12 protein-coding genes and 1 CRISPR repeat array are annotated in these 17,191 nt (G+C 39.1%); of the genes, 4 read left to right on the forward strand and 8 right to left on the reverse strand.

Features of this window, described 5'->3' with window-relative positions; translation table 11 throughout:
* From ACWPW6_RS11615 to copM, 4 genes are all read left to right on the forward strand, one after another.
* A complete protein-coding gene (locus ACWPW6_RS11615) occupies nt 1–1,470 on the forward strand; it encodes an aldehyde dehydrogenase (protein ID WP_249998899.1) in 1,470 nt (489 codons plus the stop codon).
* Between the two features lie 68 nt (nt 1,471–1,538).
* Nucleotides 1,539–3,182 (forward strand): thiamine pyrophosphate-binding protein, encoded by a 1,644-nt coding sequence (locus ACWPW6_RS11620; RefSeq protein ID WP_154621916.1) that lies wholly within the window; start codon nt 1,539–1,541, stop codon nt 3,180–3,182.
* 750 nt (nt 3,183–3,932) lie between these two features.
* Nucleotides 3,933–4,364, forward strand: a complete 432-nt coding sequence (locus ACWPW6_RS11625; protein ID WP_154621785.1) for a hypothetical protein — start codon at nt 3,933–3,935, stop codon at nt 4,362–4,364.
* Between the two features lie 325 nt (nt 4,365–4,689).
* On the forward strand, nt 4,690–5,055 hold the full coding sequence (gene copM / locus ACWPW6_RS11630) for a CopM family metallochaperone (protein ID WP_154621784.1): 366 nt from the start codon (nt 4,690–4,692) through the stop codon (nt 5,053–5,055).
* A gap of 254 nt (nt 5,056–5,309) precedes the next feature.
* Here the strand turns inward: copM and ACWPW6_RS11635 are convergent, their stop codons facing one another.
* From ACWPW6_RS11635 to cas1f, 8 genes are all read right to left on the reverse strand, one after another.
* On the reverse strand, nt 5,310–5,783 hold the full coding sequence (locus ACWPW6_RS11635; RefSeq protein WP_249998901.1) for an anti-virulence regulator CigR family protein: 474 nt from the start codon (nt 5,781–5,783) through the stop codon (nt 5,310–5,312).
* A 318-nt stretch (nt 5,784–6,101) separates the two neighbouring features.
* A complete protein-coding gene (locus ACWPW6_RS11640) occupies nt 6,102–6,884 on the reverse strand; it encodes an elongation factor Tu (protein WP_247048133.1) in 783 nt (260 codons plus the stop codon).
* A 778-nt stretch (nt 6,885–7,662) separates the two neighbouring features.
* Nucleotides 7,663–8,409: a CRISPR direct-repeat array (repeat unit 28 nt; unit sequence TTTCTAAGCTGCCTATACGGCAGTGAAC).
* 130 nt (nt 8,410–8,539) lie between these two features.
* Nucleotides 8,540–9,181 (reverse strand): type I-F CRISPR-associated endoribonuclease Cas6/Csy4, encoded by a 642-nt coding sequence (cas6f, locus tag ACWPW6_RS11645; RefSeq protein WP_196712997.1) that lies wholly within the window; start codon nt 9,179–9,181, stop codon nt 8,540–8,542.
* 8 nt (nt 9,182–9,189) lie between these two features.
* Nucleotides 9,190–10,215, reverse strand: a complete 1,026-nt coding sequence (csy3, locus tag ACWPW6_RS11650; RefSeq protein WP_154623418.1) for a type I-F CRISPR-associated protein Csy3 — start codon at nt 10,213–10,215, stop codon at nt 9,190–9,192.
* A gap of 2 nt (nt 10,216–10,217) precedes the next feature.
* Nucleotides 10,218–11,165 (reverse strand): type I-F CRISPR-associated protein Csy2, encoded by a 948-nt coding sequence (gene csy2, locus ACWPW6_RS11655; RefSeq protein WP_257759845.1) that lies wholly within the window; start codon nt 11,163–11,165, stop codon nt 10,218–10,220.
* Nucleotides 11,162–12,433: a type I-F CRISPR-associated protein Csy1 gene (csy1, locus tag ACWPW6_RS11660; protein WP_196712995.1), complete on the reverse strand. Its 1,272-nt coding sequence runs from the start codon at nt 12,431–12,433 to the stop codon at nt 11,162–11,164. Before csy1 ends, csy2 begins: the two co-directional genes overlap by 4 nt.
* 211 nt (nt 12,434–12,644) lie before the next feature.
* On the reverse strand, nt 12,645–16,172 hold the full coding sequence (gene cas3f, locus ACWPW6_RS11665; RefSeq protein ID WP_249998960.1) for a type I-F CRISPR-associated helicase Cas3f: 3,528 nt from the start codon (nt 16,170–16,172) through the stop codon (nt 12,645–12,647).
* Complete coding sequence (gene cas1f, locus ACWPW6_RS11670; RefSeq protein WP_154623414.1) at nt 16,169–17,146, reverse strand: type I-F CRISPR-associated endonuclease Cas1f; 978 nt, start codon at nt 17,144–17,146, stop codon at nt 16,169–16,171. Before cas1f ends, cas3f begins: the two co-directional genes overlap by 4 nt.
* Between the last annotated feature and the right edge of the window lie 45 nt (nt 17,147–17,191).

Genomic DNA, 17,191 nt, shown 5'->3' on the forward strand with positions numbered 1-17,191 from the left:
ATGAAAAAAATCGATATCTTTGTCGGGGGAAAATGGCAACTAGGCCGTGGTCACGAAATGCATTCACGTTTCCCTGGTGATCAACATATTGTTGCAACACTTAACAGCGCCAGTTTAGACGATGTTGAAGAGGCTGTTCTCGCCGCGGATAACGCATGGCGTGACCCCGATTGGCGCTATATGCCCGCCCACCAGCGAGCCGCAATTCTGCTGAAAGTCAGTGCACTCATTGAAGAACGCGCTGAGGAATTAGTACGTTTACAAACTCTCGATAACGGTAAACCATGGGCAGAAGCCCGTGGCTTAGTAATGAGTGCAGCGGCAACAGCGCGCTATTTTGCCGCCGTTTGTGAGGTCAGTGGTGGCGAATTACCCCCTCGCCGCCAACCTGATATGATGACATTAAGTACCTACCAACCTCTTGGCGTTATCGCCGCGATAACGCCATGGAACTCCCCTATTGCCAGTGATATGCAAAAAATTGCTCCAGCAATAGCGGCGGGAAATGCGGTGATATTAAAACCAGCGGAAGCAACCCCATTAATTTCGTTAAAACTAGCCGAATTATTTGAAGAAGCCGGATTGCCCTCAGGGCTACTCAGCGTGTTGCCCGGTAAAGGCTCTGTTGTGGGTGATGCCCTTGTTCGTCATCCATTAGTCAGAAAGATATCCTTTACTGGTGGTACCAATACCGGCAGACAACTCGCTCATATCGCTGCTGACAAATTGATCACCACCTCATTAGAGCTTGGAGGCAAATCACCTACCATCGTCTTAGAAGATGCGGATCTCGATCTTGCTGCACATGGTGTTTGCTACGGCATCTTTAGCTCGATGGGTCAAGCATGTATCGCAGGCTCTCGACTCTTTGTTTCACGTGCAATTTATCAACCGTTTTTAGAAAAGTTAACTGCACTCACACAACAATTAATTATTGGCGACCCCCGTCAAGAGCGTGTGCATGTTGGCCCATTAATATCACCAGCGCATCGAGAAAGTGTAATGCGCTATGTCGCTCAAGCAATAACAGAAGGCGGCAGTATCCGCTTGGGCGGAACAATACCTCAAGATCCTCACTTACAAAAAGGTAATTATTTCTTACCGACCATTATTGAAGGACTAAATAATCAAGCTTCTGTATGCCAAGAAGAAATATTTGGTCCTGTATTAGTCGTGATCCCTTTTGATAATGAAGCGGAGTTGATAGAAGAAGCCAACGACTCGCTTTATGGCCTCGCAGCAGGTATTTGGACTAAAGACTATACACGTGCATTTAAACTCGCGGATGCATTAGATGTTGGCACAGTTTGGATCAACACCTACAAAGTTTTCTCCATTTCAACACCTTTTGGTGGGTTCAAAGAGAGCGGACTCGGTAGAGAAAAAGGCTTAGAAAGCCTAAAAGCTTATATGCAACAAAAAAGTATTTTTCTGGCACTAAACCCACAACCAAACCGTTGGTGTGAATAAATGACCATTGATATGCAGCCCTACACACGTCGCTGTTAATTGGTTATCAAATTCTTAAGGAGAACACTATGCATGAGACAATCACGGTTGGCGAGGCGATCGCCAGAACATTAGAACAATATCAAGTTAGCACTGTTTATGGCGTTATCTCAATCCACAATCTCCCCATTGCCGATGCCATTGGTCGACGAGGCCTTATTGATTTCACACCTAGTCGTGGGGAAGCGGGAGCCGTTACCATGGCTGATGCACATAGCCGCTTTACAGGATTAGGCGTTGCCTTAACCAGCACAGGTGCGGGTGCGGGGAATGCTGTAGGCTCGATGATTGAAGCAATGAACGCGTGCTCACCACTCATTCACATAACTGGGCAAGTTGAAAAAGCCTATCTCGACATGGATGCTGGCTTTATTCATGAAACACGTGATCAACTCGGTTTTTTAAGAGCCAGTTCTAAACAGGCTTTTCGTGTTCACAGCGCTGCCCAAGCAGTCGCAATTTTGCATAAAGCGATTCAAGTGGCTCAAACCATCCCTTGCGGACCTGTTTCTATCGAAATTCCTATTGATATTCAAAATACCCCCGTTCCCTTATCAATACTCAGTACTCCCCTGACCACTCAACCGCTACCCGCCGCAACCACAGATCAAGTTGATGCGATTTGGCAAAGATTACAACATGCACAACGCCCTTTATTATGGATTGGAGGCGGTGCTCTCCATGCTTCAGCAGCGGTTAAAAAACTAGCCGATTTAGGCGTCGCCGTGATAAGTAGTACCCATGGTCGAGGCATTTTATCTGATGACCATCCATTCAGTTTACGGGCTTTCCATAATGCGGATTCAATTGATAAATTAATGCGCACTTGTGATATCACACTCGTTGCAGGTTCACGATTACGCAGCAATGAAACCAAAACCTGGTCATTGCCATTACCGCAACCTTTAATTCAAATTGATATTGATCCTCAAGCGACCAATCGCAACTATAGTGCAGACCTTGTCGTTACCGCGGATTGCCACAGCATTCTAAGTGCATTGGCTGAAAGACTTGAAAAAGCGAATAGTGTGATTTCACCGCAATGGCGACAACAAGTGCAAGAGGCGACTCATTTAGCAGAACAACAACTTAGAGAACAGTGTGGCCCCTACAGCCAACTCAGTGATGCCGTCGAACACGCCTTACCGACTCAAGGTATCTTTGTTCGAGATATTACAGTTTCGGGTAGTTTATGGGGGAGCCGATTATTAAAGGCCACTCAACCACGGCATAATATACATTCGTTAGCTGGAGCTATAGGCCTTGGTTTAGCCATGGCGATTGGCAGTGCCAAAGCCAACCCACAAATTCCAGTTATTGGTTTAGTCGGTGATGGTGGTTTGATGTTAGGTGTCGGTGAACTCGCCACCATGGCCCAAGAACAATTACCCATTGTCTTAATTATCATGAACGATCATGGATACGGTGTTATGCGCGGGATCCAAGAAAAATATTTTGCTGACCGCCAATATTATAATGACCTACTGACACCTTCATTCACTCGATTAGCCGAATCAATGGGAATTAAAGCATTAACTATTGATAAAGCAGACGATTTTAAGTCAACTTTACAGCTTGCCGTCGACTTAAAACAACCTGTTGTTATCGAGGTTTTAATGGAAAATATTGGTAAAATGAATTTCTCTGGGCCTCCTCAGAAAAAATTATTTTAATCATTTATTATTAACGTTATTCATCTACAACGATTTCTGATGATCACACCATAGAGTGAGTCTTATAGCCTCACTCTATTTTACTTAATTGATGGATTTTTAGCTTTTCTGTATGTCACACAGCCTAATGTGGTTCGTTTAAAATAGCTGGTATATGTTAAAACTTAAATTAATCAAGATATTATAAGAGTAAAAATGGGTTGTTTAGATTCACTTTGAACGATTTCAATACTGAAAGATGAAAAATCGTTTAAAATAATCATCATTTATACTGCCCCAAAGTAACACCAAATAAATAACCTTTATTTTAAAGTTATTTTTGTTTGTCAGATTACAATATTCTAAATAAAGATCTAAAAGGAATATAACCGCTAAAACATGTCACATCGCTTGATGGATAACATAACGCATCAACCACAGCGCTTTGAAGGTACAGAAAATACGGTCAATGTCGCCCTACATGCTGAAAAATTAACATGAAATTTTTACACTTCATGCAACCCCGTAGCGGTTCTCAATAAAGTTGAGCGACAGATATTACCTAGTTGAGTATCTTCTTTTATCGTAAAAAGTTATCTCTTTTCTAGCCGTTTCTCGACCATAAAAAGCCTTCGGTTTACTCGCATAATTAAGATATAAGGTTACAAATATTTACCTATTTTATTTCACTGTCATTAAAGGTAGATGTTATATTATGAGTAATAGGAAAACAAACACCTCTGCTACAGTAATAATTTTTAAGGGAATATAATGAAAAAATATTTACTACCCATTAGCCTCTTCATCAATCTCGTTTTACTTATCGCTATTATCGTGATGGCAACACTATTTTTTAACTTAAAAGGCAAAATTGATACAACGGTTGCACAAATAAAAAATGGTCAATATGCTGAATTAATTAAAGATAATACAGCCAAATTAATTCCTGAGGGGCTAAAGCGCATCGATACAATTCAACCTGGCCAAAGTCAGTGTGCCTATTTCTACCAAAATATAGACTCAATAACTGAATATTTAACAGCAAACCCAACAATTGCTGGTGCTGAGACCTATATTAAACAATTAAATAATTTAAAAAAATCAGCAGAAAAAGCCCCTTCTGCACTCAAAGAAACAGCGTGTGAAAAAGGTGTTTCAACGATTAATTATATCAGTGAAAAAATATCTACAGTGACAGATTGATGACTCTAGCCCTTTACTATTAGTATCAGAGATCTAAATTCAACCTCAAATAGCGCCAGACGATTAAAGCCAACAGGGGGAGCACCCGCTGATTGGCTTTTTTGTACCGCAATAGGCTCTGCATTATCAATGCCATTGTATCGCTCTTCTCAGCAAAACCCACATTAAACAATCCGCTATCTTCACCACCCTATATCGAATTAAAAATTCACAATCAATTCATATGTAAAATAAGTTAAATTTGTTATAGGGCCAATTGACCTTAACCTTAGGGGAAGCTTTATGGTTACTTCCGTTTAATCTATCATTTCATAAGGACATTACCATGAAAAAAATACTTCCTATCGCCACACTTATTGCCGCTAGCGTTTCATTGAGTGCTTTCGCTAACTCAGGTCATTCAATGCATATGTCTTCTTCAACAACAAATGAAATGCAGAAGGAGTTAAACCAATCTATGGATAAAATGCATTCAGATATGGCCAAAAGCATGAATGAACAAAATGCAGATGTCGCCTTTGCTCAAGGCATGATCGCTCACCATTTAGGGGCAATAGAGATGGCTAAAATTGAACTAAAATATGGTACAGATCCTGAAATGAAAAAACTCGCAGAACAAATCATTAATGCCCAAGGCCCAGAAATAGAGCAAATGCAAAAGTGGTTAGAAAAAAATAAAGATAAAAAGTAATATACATTATCTTTATCACTAAGAATCCAATAAGCGAGTATTAATCGTAGTATCCATTTAAGAGTGTTTATCTAAAAAACCAATAGTGGCTATTTATCTCTCGCTTTAATTAGATTCCTGCGTGTTTAATCGCTGAGTCACCAAGATGTATGCCTAAGGCATATTGCAAACAATAAAGCCCCCATTTAATTTATCTAAATTAAACGGGGGCTATAAAATAATTATTGAATCGCTAACCCACTATTTAAAGTTAATTAATCAAAAACATCATTAATAATTGTAGTCACGATTGCTGTACTCAACGCTATTAATACTAAGTCATTACCTACAATATTCCATTCATATCCTGGATAATGTGGCAATTGAAGTAGCATGGATTGAGGAACGGCTTTCTTAGCAATTCCCGGAGGCAATGGTTTACCTCTTGCGAAATTTTTGGCGATACCCGGCGGTAAGGCGTTATAACCTGTAATACCACTATCTAAAGCCAATGCTCTCGCTTCATTGTATGTCAACGCCACTGATAAGGTATTATTTTTATCTGAAGAAGCGTCATGCCTTTTATTTTTACCGTTCCCCTGATTACTCTTATTTCCTTTATTTTTAGGGTGCTCTTTATTTTGTCCATGACCTTGGCCACCATTTGGCTCCGCGTAAGAGACGTACGGCGCTAATGATAAGCTTGTCGCTAAAATCAATAGGCCTGACAATTTAGTCATTTTATTCATGATGATACCCTCATTGACGCTGTAGCATCCAAAATACACCTCAACAGACCTTGCCTCTATAGGTAATATTCCTAGAATAAAGCCCTAATTAAAGAATATTATCATCCATAACCCTGACATAGCACATTAATGCAGTCATTTACTCTAAAATCGGCAGCTAACTAAGACAGATTTATAAAGTGAATATATCAATAAGACTAACAATATCATTTTGTGCTGATTACGTTAGCCTATTACCCTACAATTGACACACCCTAATTTAGTCACATAAAACCAGACTAATCTTGTTATAATATCTTTAACAAAGACTAACGCGCTTTAAATATCATTTTTAGAAATCGTAATGAAAGCCATACTTAATTTATTATTTAATGTCCCTAAGCAACGTGCATAAATTGGAATAAGTGTTGGATTTTCTAATTGTAGTATAATGTTTGAATAAGTCTCACCTCGCTGAATAGGCTCTTGCACTCGTACGGTGCCACTGCTTATGACATCCTGACAAGCAAATTCGATAACTGTTCCATCCATAATAGCGTCGTTACTTGCCGCTTCTTCTTTACTGAAGATATAGGCGTGGCTATAGATTTGATTCATTAATATCGCTTTTTCTGGTAGAACTCTCTCCACAGTATTTTTCTGGGATAGAAATTTTTCAAACGAATCATCTAACCAATCATGATAAACTGCGGTTATTCGCATATCATATAAGTTTAATAATTCGTTCACTTCCTCAATAGCTAATGACATAAGTTGCTGAAAATCTTCGTCATCCAGCATTTCTTTTGGTAGATGTTTACCGTGAAAGTAGATTTGGACAGAGTTATGACCTGATTGCCTTGCAACTAAAATTGATTCTCTAAGTTTTTGAGTAGGTCCATCAGCCATATTAACAACTAGGATGATACTTTCTTGGCTAAATGCCTGTTTAACATCTTGAATTAGCGAATTACTAACTTTAGGTGCCACAAATTTTTTGTTCGGGAACGCGTTAACTAAATTGTAGCGGTAATCATCCCCAAGAAGCATAACAGAATTGACAGATGAAAATGCTAAGGATGAAAATAACAATCCTCCTAAGAATACAACGAACGCCTTCATGGAAACCAACACCTATGACGAGATAATCTCTACAGTTTCTTTGATATCATGCTCTGCTACAGAAACTGCCCCCACCACTATATACTAACAATATAAACGAAAGAGTAAATCGTGATAACCGTTTATTTCATCAAGGATTTCGTCTCCTCTGATCATATATTGCTATTAATATACAAAACACTTTAAAAGTGTAAATTAAATTATCTTTTTTATTTATATTACCTTATCAATAACATTGTCTTTCATTCACTAAAATAGTTCAAAACAGTACATTCCATTCAGTATTTGGTAACATATTCTTGTTATGCAATTAATTAAAACTACTGTACTATACTTATCACATTCTCCCCCTACGAGAGAATGCATTGATTACTGGATTTTCCCTGTAATGCTGATTTTAAGCTTCGCCCCAATATATCTTGGGGCTATTTTTTACTATTTATATCAATAGCAATGTTATTTAGCGAATATTTACAAATACGCTAAACATTATCTAAATCATAACAACTAAAACGTAAATTTGACTATTACTAAATAATATCATTCTATTTATTAGGTTACGTATTTGATGTGCAGTATTATTTACCGCTCTATTGATAGATTCTTTTTATATATTATCTTCAGCTTTAACTATTAATGGGATGATATCTCACAAACAACACTAGCGACTATAAGTTCCCATTTTTATGATGATGGTATATTTCACTTATTTAAAACACCAACAAGCTACCTATACGGCAGTGGATCGTTTTGATTACCATTGGCTCATAAAAAGCCATTTCTAAGCTGCCTATACGGCAGTGAACGTTTGTCCATCTTGATGGCCCATTCATCATATTTTCTAAGCTGCCTATACGGCAGTGAACACTAAAGCCGAGGAAGATGAAAGAATAGCCATTTCTAAGCTGCCTATACGGCAGTGAACACGCGGAAACGCTAGAAGAACTGCGCTCAGTCTTTCTAAGCTGCCTATACGGCAGTGAACATCCAGATGCGAGCTGGGGTGGTTATCATGGTTTTCTAAGCTGCCTATACGGCAGTGAACGTCCCGAATGTGTTGGGTCAGCCTTATTCCTTTTTCTAAGCTGCCTATACGGCAGTGAACGCTCTCTAGCCAGCACGATAATGTCAGATATTTTTCTAAGCTGCCTATACGGCAGTGAACGAAGAGGCTAATCACCGAATCATTGAGCTTGATTTCTAAGCTGCCTATACGGCAGTGAACGTAAGTTCGGATATTGCTGACAGTAACTGAGGTTTCTAAGCTGTCTATACGGCAGTGAACAATACCGCGGCATCCCCTTTCTTCATTTTAGCTTTCTAAGCTGTCTATACGGCAGTGAACAAATCTCTATATTGATTCATTAAGATTATTAGTTTCTAAGCTGTCTATACGGCAGTGAACAGCCTGACCATATCTTTTTAGCGGAATTGCGCTTTCTAAGCTGTCTATACGGCAGTGAACGGTGGAAAACAAAAACTTCAATATCGCTATCGTTTCTAAGCTGTCTATACGGCAGTGAACGCGAGCTTATCAAATAAAAAATAAGTTACAACAAACAGTTAGTGATATTTTAGAGAAAATACCTTCTTTTTTACCGTTAATTGTAACTCATTGTTTTATAATTTTATTTTTAAAGAGCAAAATAATAAGGTTAAAAATGAGGAACTGTCGCTAACTCAACATCTCTTCCGACTTGCTGACTTAATCCATAACAGTTAAACCCACCTAATTGTGCTTTTCCCGCAGAAATACAGCGAATAAATAACGGAAACGGGCGATGAATAGCTCCTTCATATTTAGATTTACTCTGTTGACTCTCCATCCAGATAAAAGGCAATCGACTAAATTCATTAACCTGATTTTTCCTCAACACATGTAAGCAAACTTCCGCAGGCTGCCCCGATTTTATTGAGAGAAATTGCGCTTTCTTTTGTATATCCAGTTCAGTCCGTTTTTTACCTTTCACATGTTGTCGTACATAACTGACTGGTATGGCATTTTCTGGTACTGTCAGAATCGACTTAACATGCACATAATCAGATAACCGTGCTAGCCAATGATTGACATTGAGCTGGGCAAGCATAGCTTCTGTATTTGCAATCAATCGTATCTTTTTACCTAAACGGAACCCGACACTCCCATATTCAGGAAAAGCAACAGCAACCTCACTATGACCCGTTTCAGACTTATTTTCTACCAATGCGATATGTATTTGTTGGTAAACCCTTTGCCATAGAAAGTCCAACGGTATCGTCGAATCAGGTAGTAGTGTAATCTCCTGATAATAGTTCATAGTTCACCTTATTTGTCACTTTCGCCAAAGACACCACCACGCACTAATACCGCCATAACATAGTGTTCTTCTTCAATGCGTGCCAACTTTTCACCACGAGCCCATTTATCAAAATGAGTATAAAAATCTTGTTTTGCTCCTGGTGTTCGATAAGCTCGACCAAGATTAGTCACCGCTCCATAAGGTTCAATAGCGATAGCACCACCACTATTCACGTCATCATGATAATCGGGATACCAAGTATCAATGGAACGTAATGCATTACCTATCTTTTGTGAGTGCATTGCGGCATGCCCATTCACATGATAAAGAATTTTACTTTTACTCCCTTTACCTTTATCTAATACCAACTCTTCACTGGGATAAACTTCTTGAGATTGGCCTAACAGAGTATAAGTTGTTATTTCAAGAAGTAATGCTCCCTCACTGTTTGCTAAGGCAGCAGCAATTTTAGCACCGAGTTCATTCACCTTTTCATCTTGCTGGTCAAAGCTACGAATGCTGTATTGCGTTGCATCAAAAGTCCATTGTTGCTCGAGACCTTCACTCAAGATTTTTACCTCAACCTCTATTTTTTCAGCGCCGACTCGGTTGCGCCATAAAAAACGTGCATTCGCAATATTATGGGCATAACGGCGGCCAAGTTCACGGAAGCCTTCTTTTTCAATATATTCTTTTGCCGCTTTTGTGTAGCTTTCTTTAAACAGTGCGTTATTACAAGCGGATGGCGTTTCTACCCCACCTAAGATTTTCAAGGTGAATTGATGTTTTAAGGTATCTTGCTGTGTACCTAATGCACAAGCATCGACTGTTTGTAAGTTCGCCTTTTCAACTTCAGCATTTAATTTTAGCGGATCGTTTTTGACAGGGCCTTTGAGACGATTTGAGATTGTTCCTCGGACCGATTTTTCTTGCAAAGCAAGCGGTATACACTCCGTTCTATTTTCCCAATTCGTACCATAAAAATACCCGTCCGATGGAACCAATTTTTTTTCAAATGCCAATACGGATGCTACATCATTATTCTTTGCCATTTTTACTCTCCGCGCGTAAAATATTGAGATTCAACTTGTTGACATAAATAGAGATTATTTTCTAAATCAGTGTGATATTCCCACAACATTTCATTTAGATGGCCAATTTTGTTTACCATGACAAATTGTCCTAGCGTTACAACGCTTTCTGCAAACCGATGGGGAACATTGGGGTCACGCTGATTTTTAGCGATGCCTAAAGAGGAAATACCTTGATAACCCGTCGCGATGGGAACAATCCAACCATTCGTTTTACGTTGTGTTTTCCATTCAAACGACTTATCTTTTGATTCGTTTTTACTTTCTATTTCAATACATTGGTTATTAACTGTCACATAATCCAATAGTGCATCCATTGCATCTTGCCCCTCCTCCATTGAAGCCACCATTAAATCCCTACGTTCAACCAAAGCATAACCAGGCATTAAGCTATTGAGTAAGTTACGCTTATAACTACCGTTCCTATCATTGGCAGGTAAATAATATATTTCAGGTTTTTTAGCCGATAAAATATCTCCACCCGCTAACTTCATAGTAGAAAGAATTTCAGCAACACGATGTATATTGGCGGTATCTGATAACACGTCACCTTGCTCGTTATCAGTATCAGAAAAGTGAATCACCAATGAAACATCTAAATGGCAGCGCGCTTCTTCAATAAATGCAGAGCGATTACCCTCTTTATCCAGAGGATTACCCGTTCCTATAATTGAATTCACAAAGTCATCACGACCACGATATGTCTGTAAATTACACTCGTGACTAATAACAGCGATTGATTCAAACTCTAACGCCGAAAAACCAATTTTTCTTAATTTAAGTTCCAATGCATGCATAAACCCTAGCCACGCAGTCATTGCAGGAAATCCGATTGTAAATGGGCTTGATAATGCGTTGGCATTGTGCACTTTCAAATGTGGGAGCTTCAGTAAATTCATTGGCTTGCTCATCTCAGCAGCTCCTTATTTTTCGCAACAAGATCCTTAATGAAATTAAACTCATCATTACCTAAGAATAATGCTTTCTTACCATTAACAGCCTTATAGCCTGCTATAAATTGACGAGCGATTTCTGGAATTAATATTTCAAGCCAATCCTCCATATTATTTCGTTGCTCTTCAGTATCAGGAAATAGCCAGATTTGTTGGTACTTCGCAATATTCACAGGAAGAACGACTTTTTCTTGTTCTAATATACGGCGAATTTTCCACATCATGACGATGATATAATCCACATATTCTTGAATGCGGTTATCCCGATATTCAGCAAAGTCGCTATTTCTTTTTTCTTTAGGAAGTGTGATTAATCCGTGAAATGCTTGAAATGTTTCCTTGCTATGCCATGGGTTTATCACATCAGTAAAGAAATTAGTTTTAGGTAAACGCGTTTCGCGAATATTTAATACCGGAGGCAAAGAAGGCAATAGATGCGCTTTCCCTGCATTTTGGTTATTTAAAACGGAAATATTTTGTGGCTTAGTACCGCCAAAGCCGATCGTGGTGATCCCATAGATTTCTTTGAAGCCAATCTCACTATATTCCCTTTTACGTTTTAATTCCCGCAGCTCCTTGGTTTGCTCTGAAAAACGAATATCATCAATACGACGACGCATTTCAAATAATAATCCAGAAGGCGTCAAAGGTGAGAGTAGATGGTAATCATCTTCATCCGTCCAAACAGGAAAATAAACCTGTTTAATTTTTGAACTTGTCACGACTGAATCATCTGCTGCACTCATTGCTAAAAAACCTTCTCTTAATTGTTCGTAAGGCATCCCCTCGAAAGTAAGCAACGATTTAGCAAGTGAAGTTTCTGCTTCAATATGTGCCAACAGTGTTTTTCCATCATACATTTGTAAGGTCAAGAACTTATAAACATCTAATGCAGCAGCATTGCCTAATGCATCGGGTTCGACTTCCACATTACCTGAACGTAAAAAACCGTCATTAGCGGCCTTTGCATTAGCAATGATTGCACTCACAGAGCCATTTTTGTTTTTACGGGCGCTTGGATGGCTGAAAGTACAAGGATGAGTCGAAAGTGATATCTGTCCAGCACGTTTTGCAGCATTTGGTAACCACTGTGATAGCGCAAATACCTCCTCACACTTCTGCTTTATTTGACTAACCTCATCCTCACTCATTGATGCCTTTAAAGTCTTTTTAAGCCAACCTTCTTTACGTTCTTCAAAAAAGGCCTCTATTGCTGGATCTAACATATCTAGGGTCCTTGTGACTAAACTTATACATTAATCTAGCTGAACAAAATATTGACTCTTCATACCACAAATAACATAACCACCATGGTTTTCATCTATCTACATCGAATAATTTCATTCAGTTAAATGTAATTATTTATCATCTATATAACGCTTTTAGATTTACATCACCGTCCAACATCGAATGATCAAAAGGTATCTTTTATCTTCATTATCTTATTACCGGATAGATCCCCATTTGGTCATCATAATGATAGATAACGTCTCTATTCTGCTGTTTTAAAAATGTTAACTCACCATAAAACCGTGACAGTGAAGTCGCTTGTTTCCCATCCATTCCCTGCGATTGAATGGATTGTTCATAGTCCCGAACCAACCATAATCGTTTTTTTATCGACTCAGGAAATTTGTTGTAATAAATGCCATTTTGAGGCCCTACCGATATCCACCCACTTTCTCGAGTATATTCACTAAATTGTATTGTGCCTTTTGGTGATATTTCCAAAACAAGCCGAAAAGATGGCATTTGACTGCGAAAAGAGGCGAGTTGCTGGGACACTGCGGTCATCCACCAGCAACCATGGGTGTATCCCCAAATATGCGATGCCGCATTACGGGGTAACGTATGATAATTTTTACTTTGCGACCGTCTTTTTGTAGCCACCGGTTTTTCTACCTGTTTAGGAGGGAAAATATATTCAGTTTTAAGTGTATACTTGATTGCCGCATGTTCTAGACAAGCTAGATCCCCGTGCTTTTTATTTTCATAATTAGTTTGCTGTTGTATCCGTGGTGTCGCATCAACTGATTTGAGTAACTGTTGCTCATCAACAAGATCACAAAGGTTATGAGTAGATAAGCCAAGTCCAATATGATTATTTTCATAGCCAGGGCGAGAAAAAGGATTATCTATCCCACCTTCAAACCCTTTCTTGTTGTATTGCAGTAATGCGATGTTAGGCTGCTGAACTTCGCCTTCTCGATGTCGGCGAACACGCCCTGCCATTTGAATAACAGAACGATAAGATGATGGCTCTACAACAGCCCAATCAAAATCATGGTCACGCCCTACTTCTTCCACCGGAGTTGCAACTAAAATAAATAGCAAATGCTGAGATTTCCCTTCTATGCTCACATTTTCTAGATGCTGGCGAATAATTGGATTATTGAGTGCATTCGCCTCTTCTCCGACCTGCTCTTTACGTTTTAAAACGCTATCTAAATGTTGCTCCTGCTCATGACGTAGTAAAAGAACTTGCTGGCTGTGATAAGCCATGGTGCGAATTTCAACACCTTCAGGACATGCACATTCAAGTAAGAAACGTGTTAAATCAACGCAAGGTAAAATATTCGCAACACGTATCACACCAAATGAAACTTGAATACCCGTACGTTTATCGAGAAAGGCATGCTGGTCATGTTGAGCTAATGCTGCATTGAGGATGTGATTAAAATAACATTGTTGACTATCTTGAGTATTATCCTTCGGTGTAGGTACTATTAATGCTTTACGACGTGCAGGCTGTTGCGCTAACACATTGACTCTTCTCTTAATAAACTTGTCATGGTACTGCTGGTATAAATAAGGCGTATTGTCATCATTAGCGACTAATGTCGCCGCCAAGGTTGAAGATTGACATTTATCTTTTATTGAGTCGTATTCACCTTCATCCACCCATAGACAACCAACCTCTAAGGGCTGTTGACGGCTTTTAGCATAGGCATACCACCCAGACTGATACGCATGAAAGTAAGCTAACGCAGTATCTGGGGTTATCGTAGCAGAGGAGATCATGACTTTACGCCCTAATAGTCCAGCCATATAGATAAGACGCGCTACGGCTATCGAGTCACTATCAGTAAAGTCATCCACTTCATCAATGACAAGATCTGAAGACATTAACCGCAAACAAGGTAAAATGTAGCGACCTCCACGAACTGTTTCAGTGGCTCCCATGATATGGTCAATAGTACAAGCTAAAACAGGTGCATAGAGTAGAGCCCGATCTTTTGCTCTAGTAAGCACCGTTGATAACAGTTCCTCAGGGAGAACTCCCTGCCATTTATCTTCTGCCCATCTCAGCTCTTCTTCATTTTCATCGAACAACATTTCTTGTGATTCAGAACCGGTTTGATAAGGCAATAAGTTATTCGAGTTGGTATTAAGCTGCGGCGATGAATCTTGATCATGGGCTTTTAAGTTATCGTCATTCTCTTTTGCTTGTTGGTGTAACTGAGCGACCGCTTTAGAGCCAATTAAAACCGCAATATCTCCCTCATTTAACCCAATACTATTTTTATCTTTATATTCATCCCCTGTTTGTAATGCTAACGTACGTAGCCCCAGCGATAAAATAAAACGAAAACTTTGCTTATCTTCTGATAACGCTTGCATAATTTTGACATTCGCGCGTGTTTTACCACAGCCAGTACTCGCCATATTGACAATAAAATAACCTTTTATCTCATCATCGCGCTTTTTACGATATTGATAGATTGAATTAACTGCATCTTCTTGCCAGCTAAATTTCCCTTTACTGTTTTTATCATAAGCTAACTGAGGAATATCACTGACAGGAGATGGTTCGCTTTCAAAATAAGGTAACGTTTCTGCAATATCACCGGCTATTTCTGCTACTTTCACCAGATGTTCATCAAGTTTTTGTTTAAATTGGGGGATATGATTAATTTTATGGGTATTAGCATATAGCGCTATCTCACTGCGCCATTGAGGATCATTCCCTTTGGATGAATAATTATGATCCCCCAACATTAAGCAAAGGCGTGCATGATGGGCAATCACTCTCCAACTTCCATCGGTCATTGCTTGTCGAAATAACGGTAATTGATTTTTTAGCTCATTTGCGACTTTCTGAACGGTGCGAATCCAAACAGTCGAGTGACTTAATAAGCCATTAGGGAACTCAAAACACATCTTAATACGTCGTTGAAATTGAGATATATCATCATTATTTTCATAACCCCAATTTTGCCTTATTTCAGTTAGTAACTGATTATGTGTATTAAGCGCTATGTCTTGCCAATTTTTAAGTTCTTGTTCATTAAGAAAAGGCAACCGATGATGAGATAATATCAACCATGCTAGCAAAGCTGCGGCATCAGGCAAATTAGCCAACGGTGATTGTAATAAATAATTTTCAGTTGCCCCTTGCTGTAATTGCAGTTCATCCCATTCATTCTTAATGAGGGTTTCAAGCCATTGCTCATCGCTCTCACCCCCTTGGTTTTTAACTAATAAACTAAACAATATTGTGGATACCCATTCATGACGAACAGGGTCACCTTTAAATGTCGTTTTAATTGCAGGATTGAGCTTATCTTGAAATAAGCGTGACGCTTTACCCCAGTCATGAAATAAAGCGGCTAATTTTGCAAAAGTACTAATTAAAGAAAGGTATTTCCAATCATTTTCATCTTCTCGCCCCAAAAATGATTTTTCAGTGCGATTTACTGGCACATATCCTTGTGAATTAAATTTATTTCGATTTCCAACAATCCAGAGAAGTTGCGAACGTGAGCGAGAGCGTATCCAGTGACAACTGACAGCAGTACTGCGACTCGCGCTTTGCTTCAACATTTTTTTTACGGTAAGTAACCCTTCCTCCGTAATAAGCGTTTGCCATGTATTATCGCCAATACGATTGGCAAATGCGTCTAATACACGCCGAGTTCTTTTTAAAGCATGTTTTTCACATTGTGAAACAAAAGTCACCATCATAATTCTGACCTTTGTATGTGTTGCTGTGACCCCGCTTGTAATGCAATAGCTTTAACGGTATCAAACAGAAAATCTAAAGCGTGATTATCAATAAAAGACTGTAAAATTTGCTGACGAAATTCTTGTTCTGTAGCCCCTTCTTTAGCGCAAATAAATGCCCATGGCAGTACAATGGCATCTTTAATTAAATCTGCAATATCAAATATTAAAGCACCACGGCGCGTTTTTCCATGCATCACTGCAAAGCCATGAGGGATCCCCAGAACCCATAAACAGCTTGCAGCTAAACCGTACGCTAAATAATTACCATGGTTTAAAAAAGTATTCGCTTTATCTATTGCTTGATGCTGACGGGTAAAATTGTTTTGCCCAGTATTATTTGCCGCATATTTATATAGCACTTTAGTCAACTGTGCTTCGATTAATAATAATATTTGTGTGTCATTGGCTTCATCAGTTCGCGTTTGAAAGGTTTTTAATGCGTTTTGAATAACTGTGTCGTCATAAATAAACCCTTCGCTTTTCAGTTCCCGAGAGTTTTGCCATATTTTCTGTAAATAGTTAATACGTGAACACTGTAACGTTTTCGCAGCGGATAAGCGTTTCTGTTCATCAAACCAAAAGCTCATCCAACCTTGTAAATATTCCGTTGGCCGATATTCGCTTTGTGGTGTAAACCACTCAACTTCGGTAGCCATATATAAAGGCGTTCCACCACCGCCGCAGAACCCCACCAGTACCCCTGCTTGTGATAACATTCTCATCGCCGCTTGAGTAATAGAGGTGCCGGTTCCTAATAGTAAAACCGTTGTGTTCGCTATCGGAATATTAAAGTAAAGATTTTCATTTTTTGCTTCAGTAAAATAGAGAACTCGCCCCTCTTTTTGCATCACTCGGCAATGCTCCAAGTAATACATATTGGCACGTTTAGAATGAAGGATTGTTTTTAAATCTGACGGAGAGAGATCATCCATGCTAAGCCAACCTTCCGTTTGTTTTGATAAGCCACCTTGCTATAT

This window comes from Providencia sp. Marseille-Q8014, from assembly GCF_965112055.1.

What these genes read in the sequence shown, in the direction of transcription:
- ACWPW6_RS11615 (WP_249998899.1), top strand. Translation starts at nt 1, where the DNA reads ATGAAAAAAATCGATATCTTTGTCGGGGGAAAATGGCAACTAGGCCGT.
- ACWPW6_RS11620 (WP_154621916.1), top strand. Translation starts at nt 1,539, where the DNA reads ATGCATGAGACAATCACGGTTGGCGAGGCGATCGCCAGAACATTAGAA.
- ACWPW6_RS11625 (WP_154621785.1), top strand. Translation starts at nt 3,933, where the DNA reads ATGAAAAAATATTTACTACCCATTAGCCTCTTCATCAATCTCGTTTTA.
- copM (WP_154621784.1), top strand. Translation starts at nt 4,690, where the DNA reads ATGAAAAAAATACTTCCTATCGCCACACTTATTGCCGCTAGCGTTTCA.
- ACWPW6_RS11635 (WP_249998901.1), bottom strand. Translation starts at nt 5,783, where the DNA reads ATGAATAAAATGACTAAATTGTCAGGCCTATTGATTTTAGCGACAAGC.
- ACWPW6_RS11640 (WP_247048133.1), bottom strand. Translation starts at nt 6,884, where the DNA reads ATGAAGGCGTTCGTTGTATTCTTAGGAGGATTGTTATTTTCATCCTTA.
- cas6f (WP_196712997.1), bottom strand. Translation starts at nt 9,181, where the DNA reads ATGAACTATTATCAGGAGATTACACTACTACCTGATTCGACGATACCG.
- csy3 (WP_154623418.1), bottom strand. Translation starts at nt 10,215, where the DNA reads ATGGCAAAGAATAATGATGTAGCATCCGTATTGGCATTTGAAAAAAAA.
- csy2 (WP_257759845.1), bottom strand. Translation starts at nt 11,165, where the DNA reads ATGAGCAAGCCAATGAATTTACTGAAGCTCCCACATTTGAAAGTGCAC.
- csy1 (WP_196712995.1), bottom strand. Translation starts at nt 12,433, where the DNA reads ATGTTAGATCCAGCAATAGAGGCCTTTTTTGAAGAACGTAAAGAAGGT.
- cas3f (WP_249998960.1), bottom strand. Translation starts at nt 16,172, where the DNA reads ATGATGGTGACTTTTGTTTCACAATGTGAAAAACATGCTTTAAAAAGA.
- cas1f (WP_154623414.1), bottom strand. Translation starts at nt 17,146, where the DNA reads ATGGATGATCTCTCTCCGTCAGATTTAAAAACAATCCTTCATTCTAAA.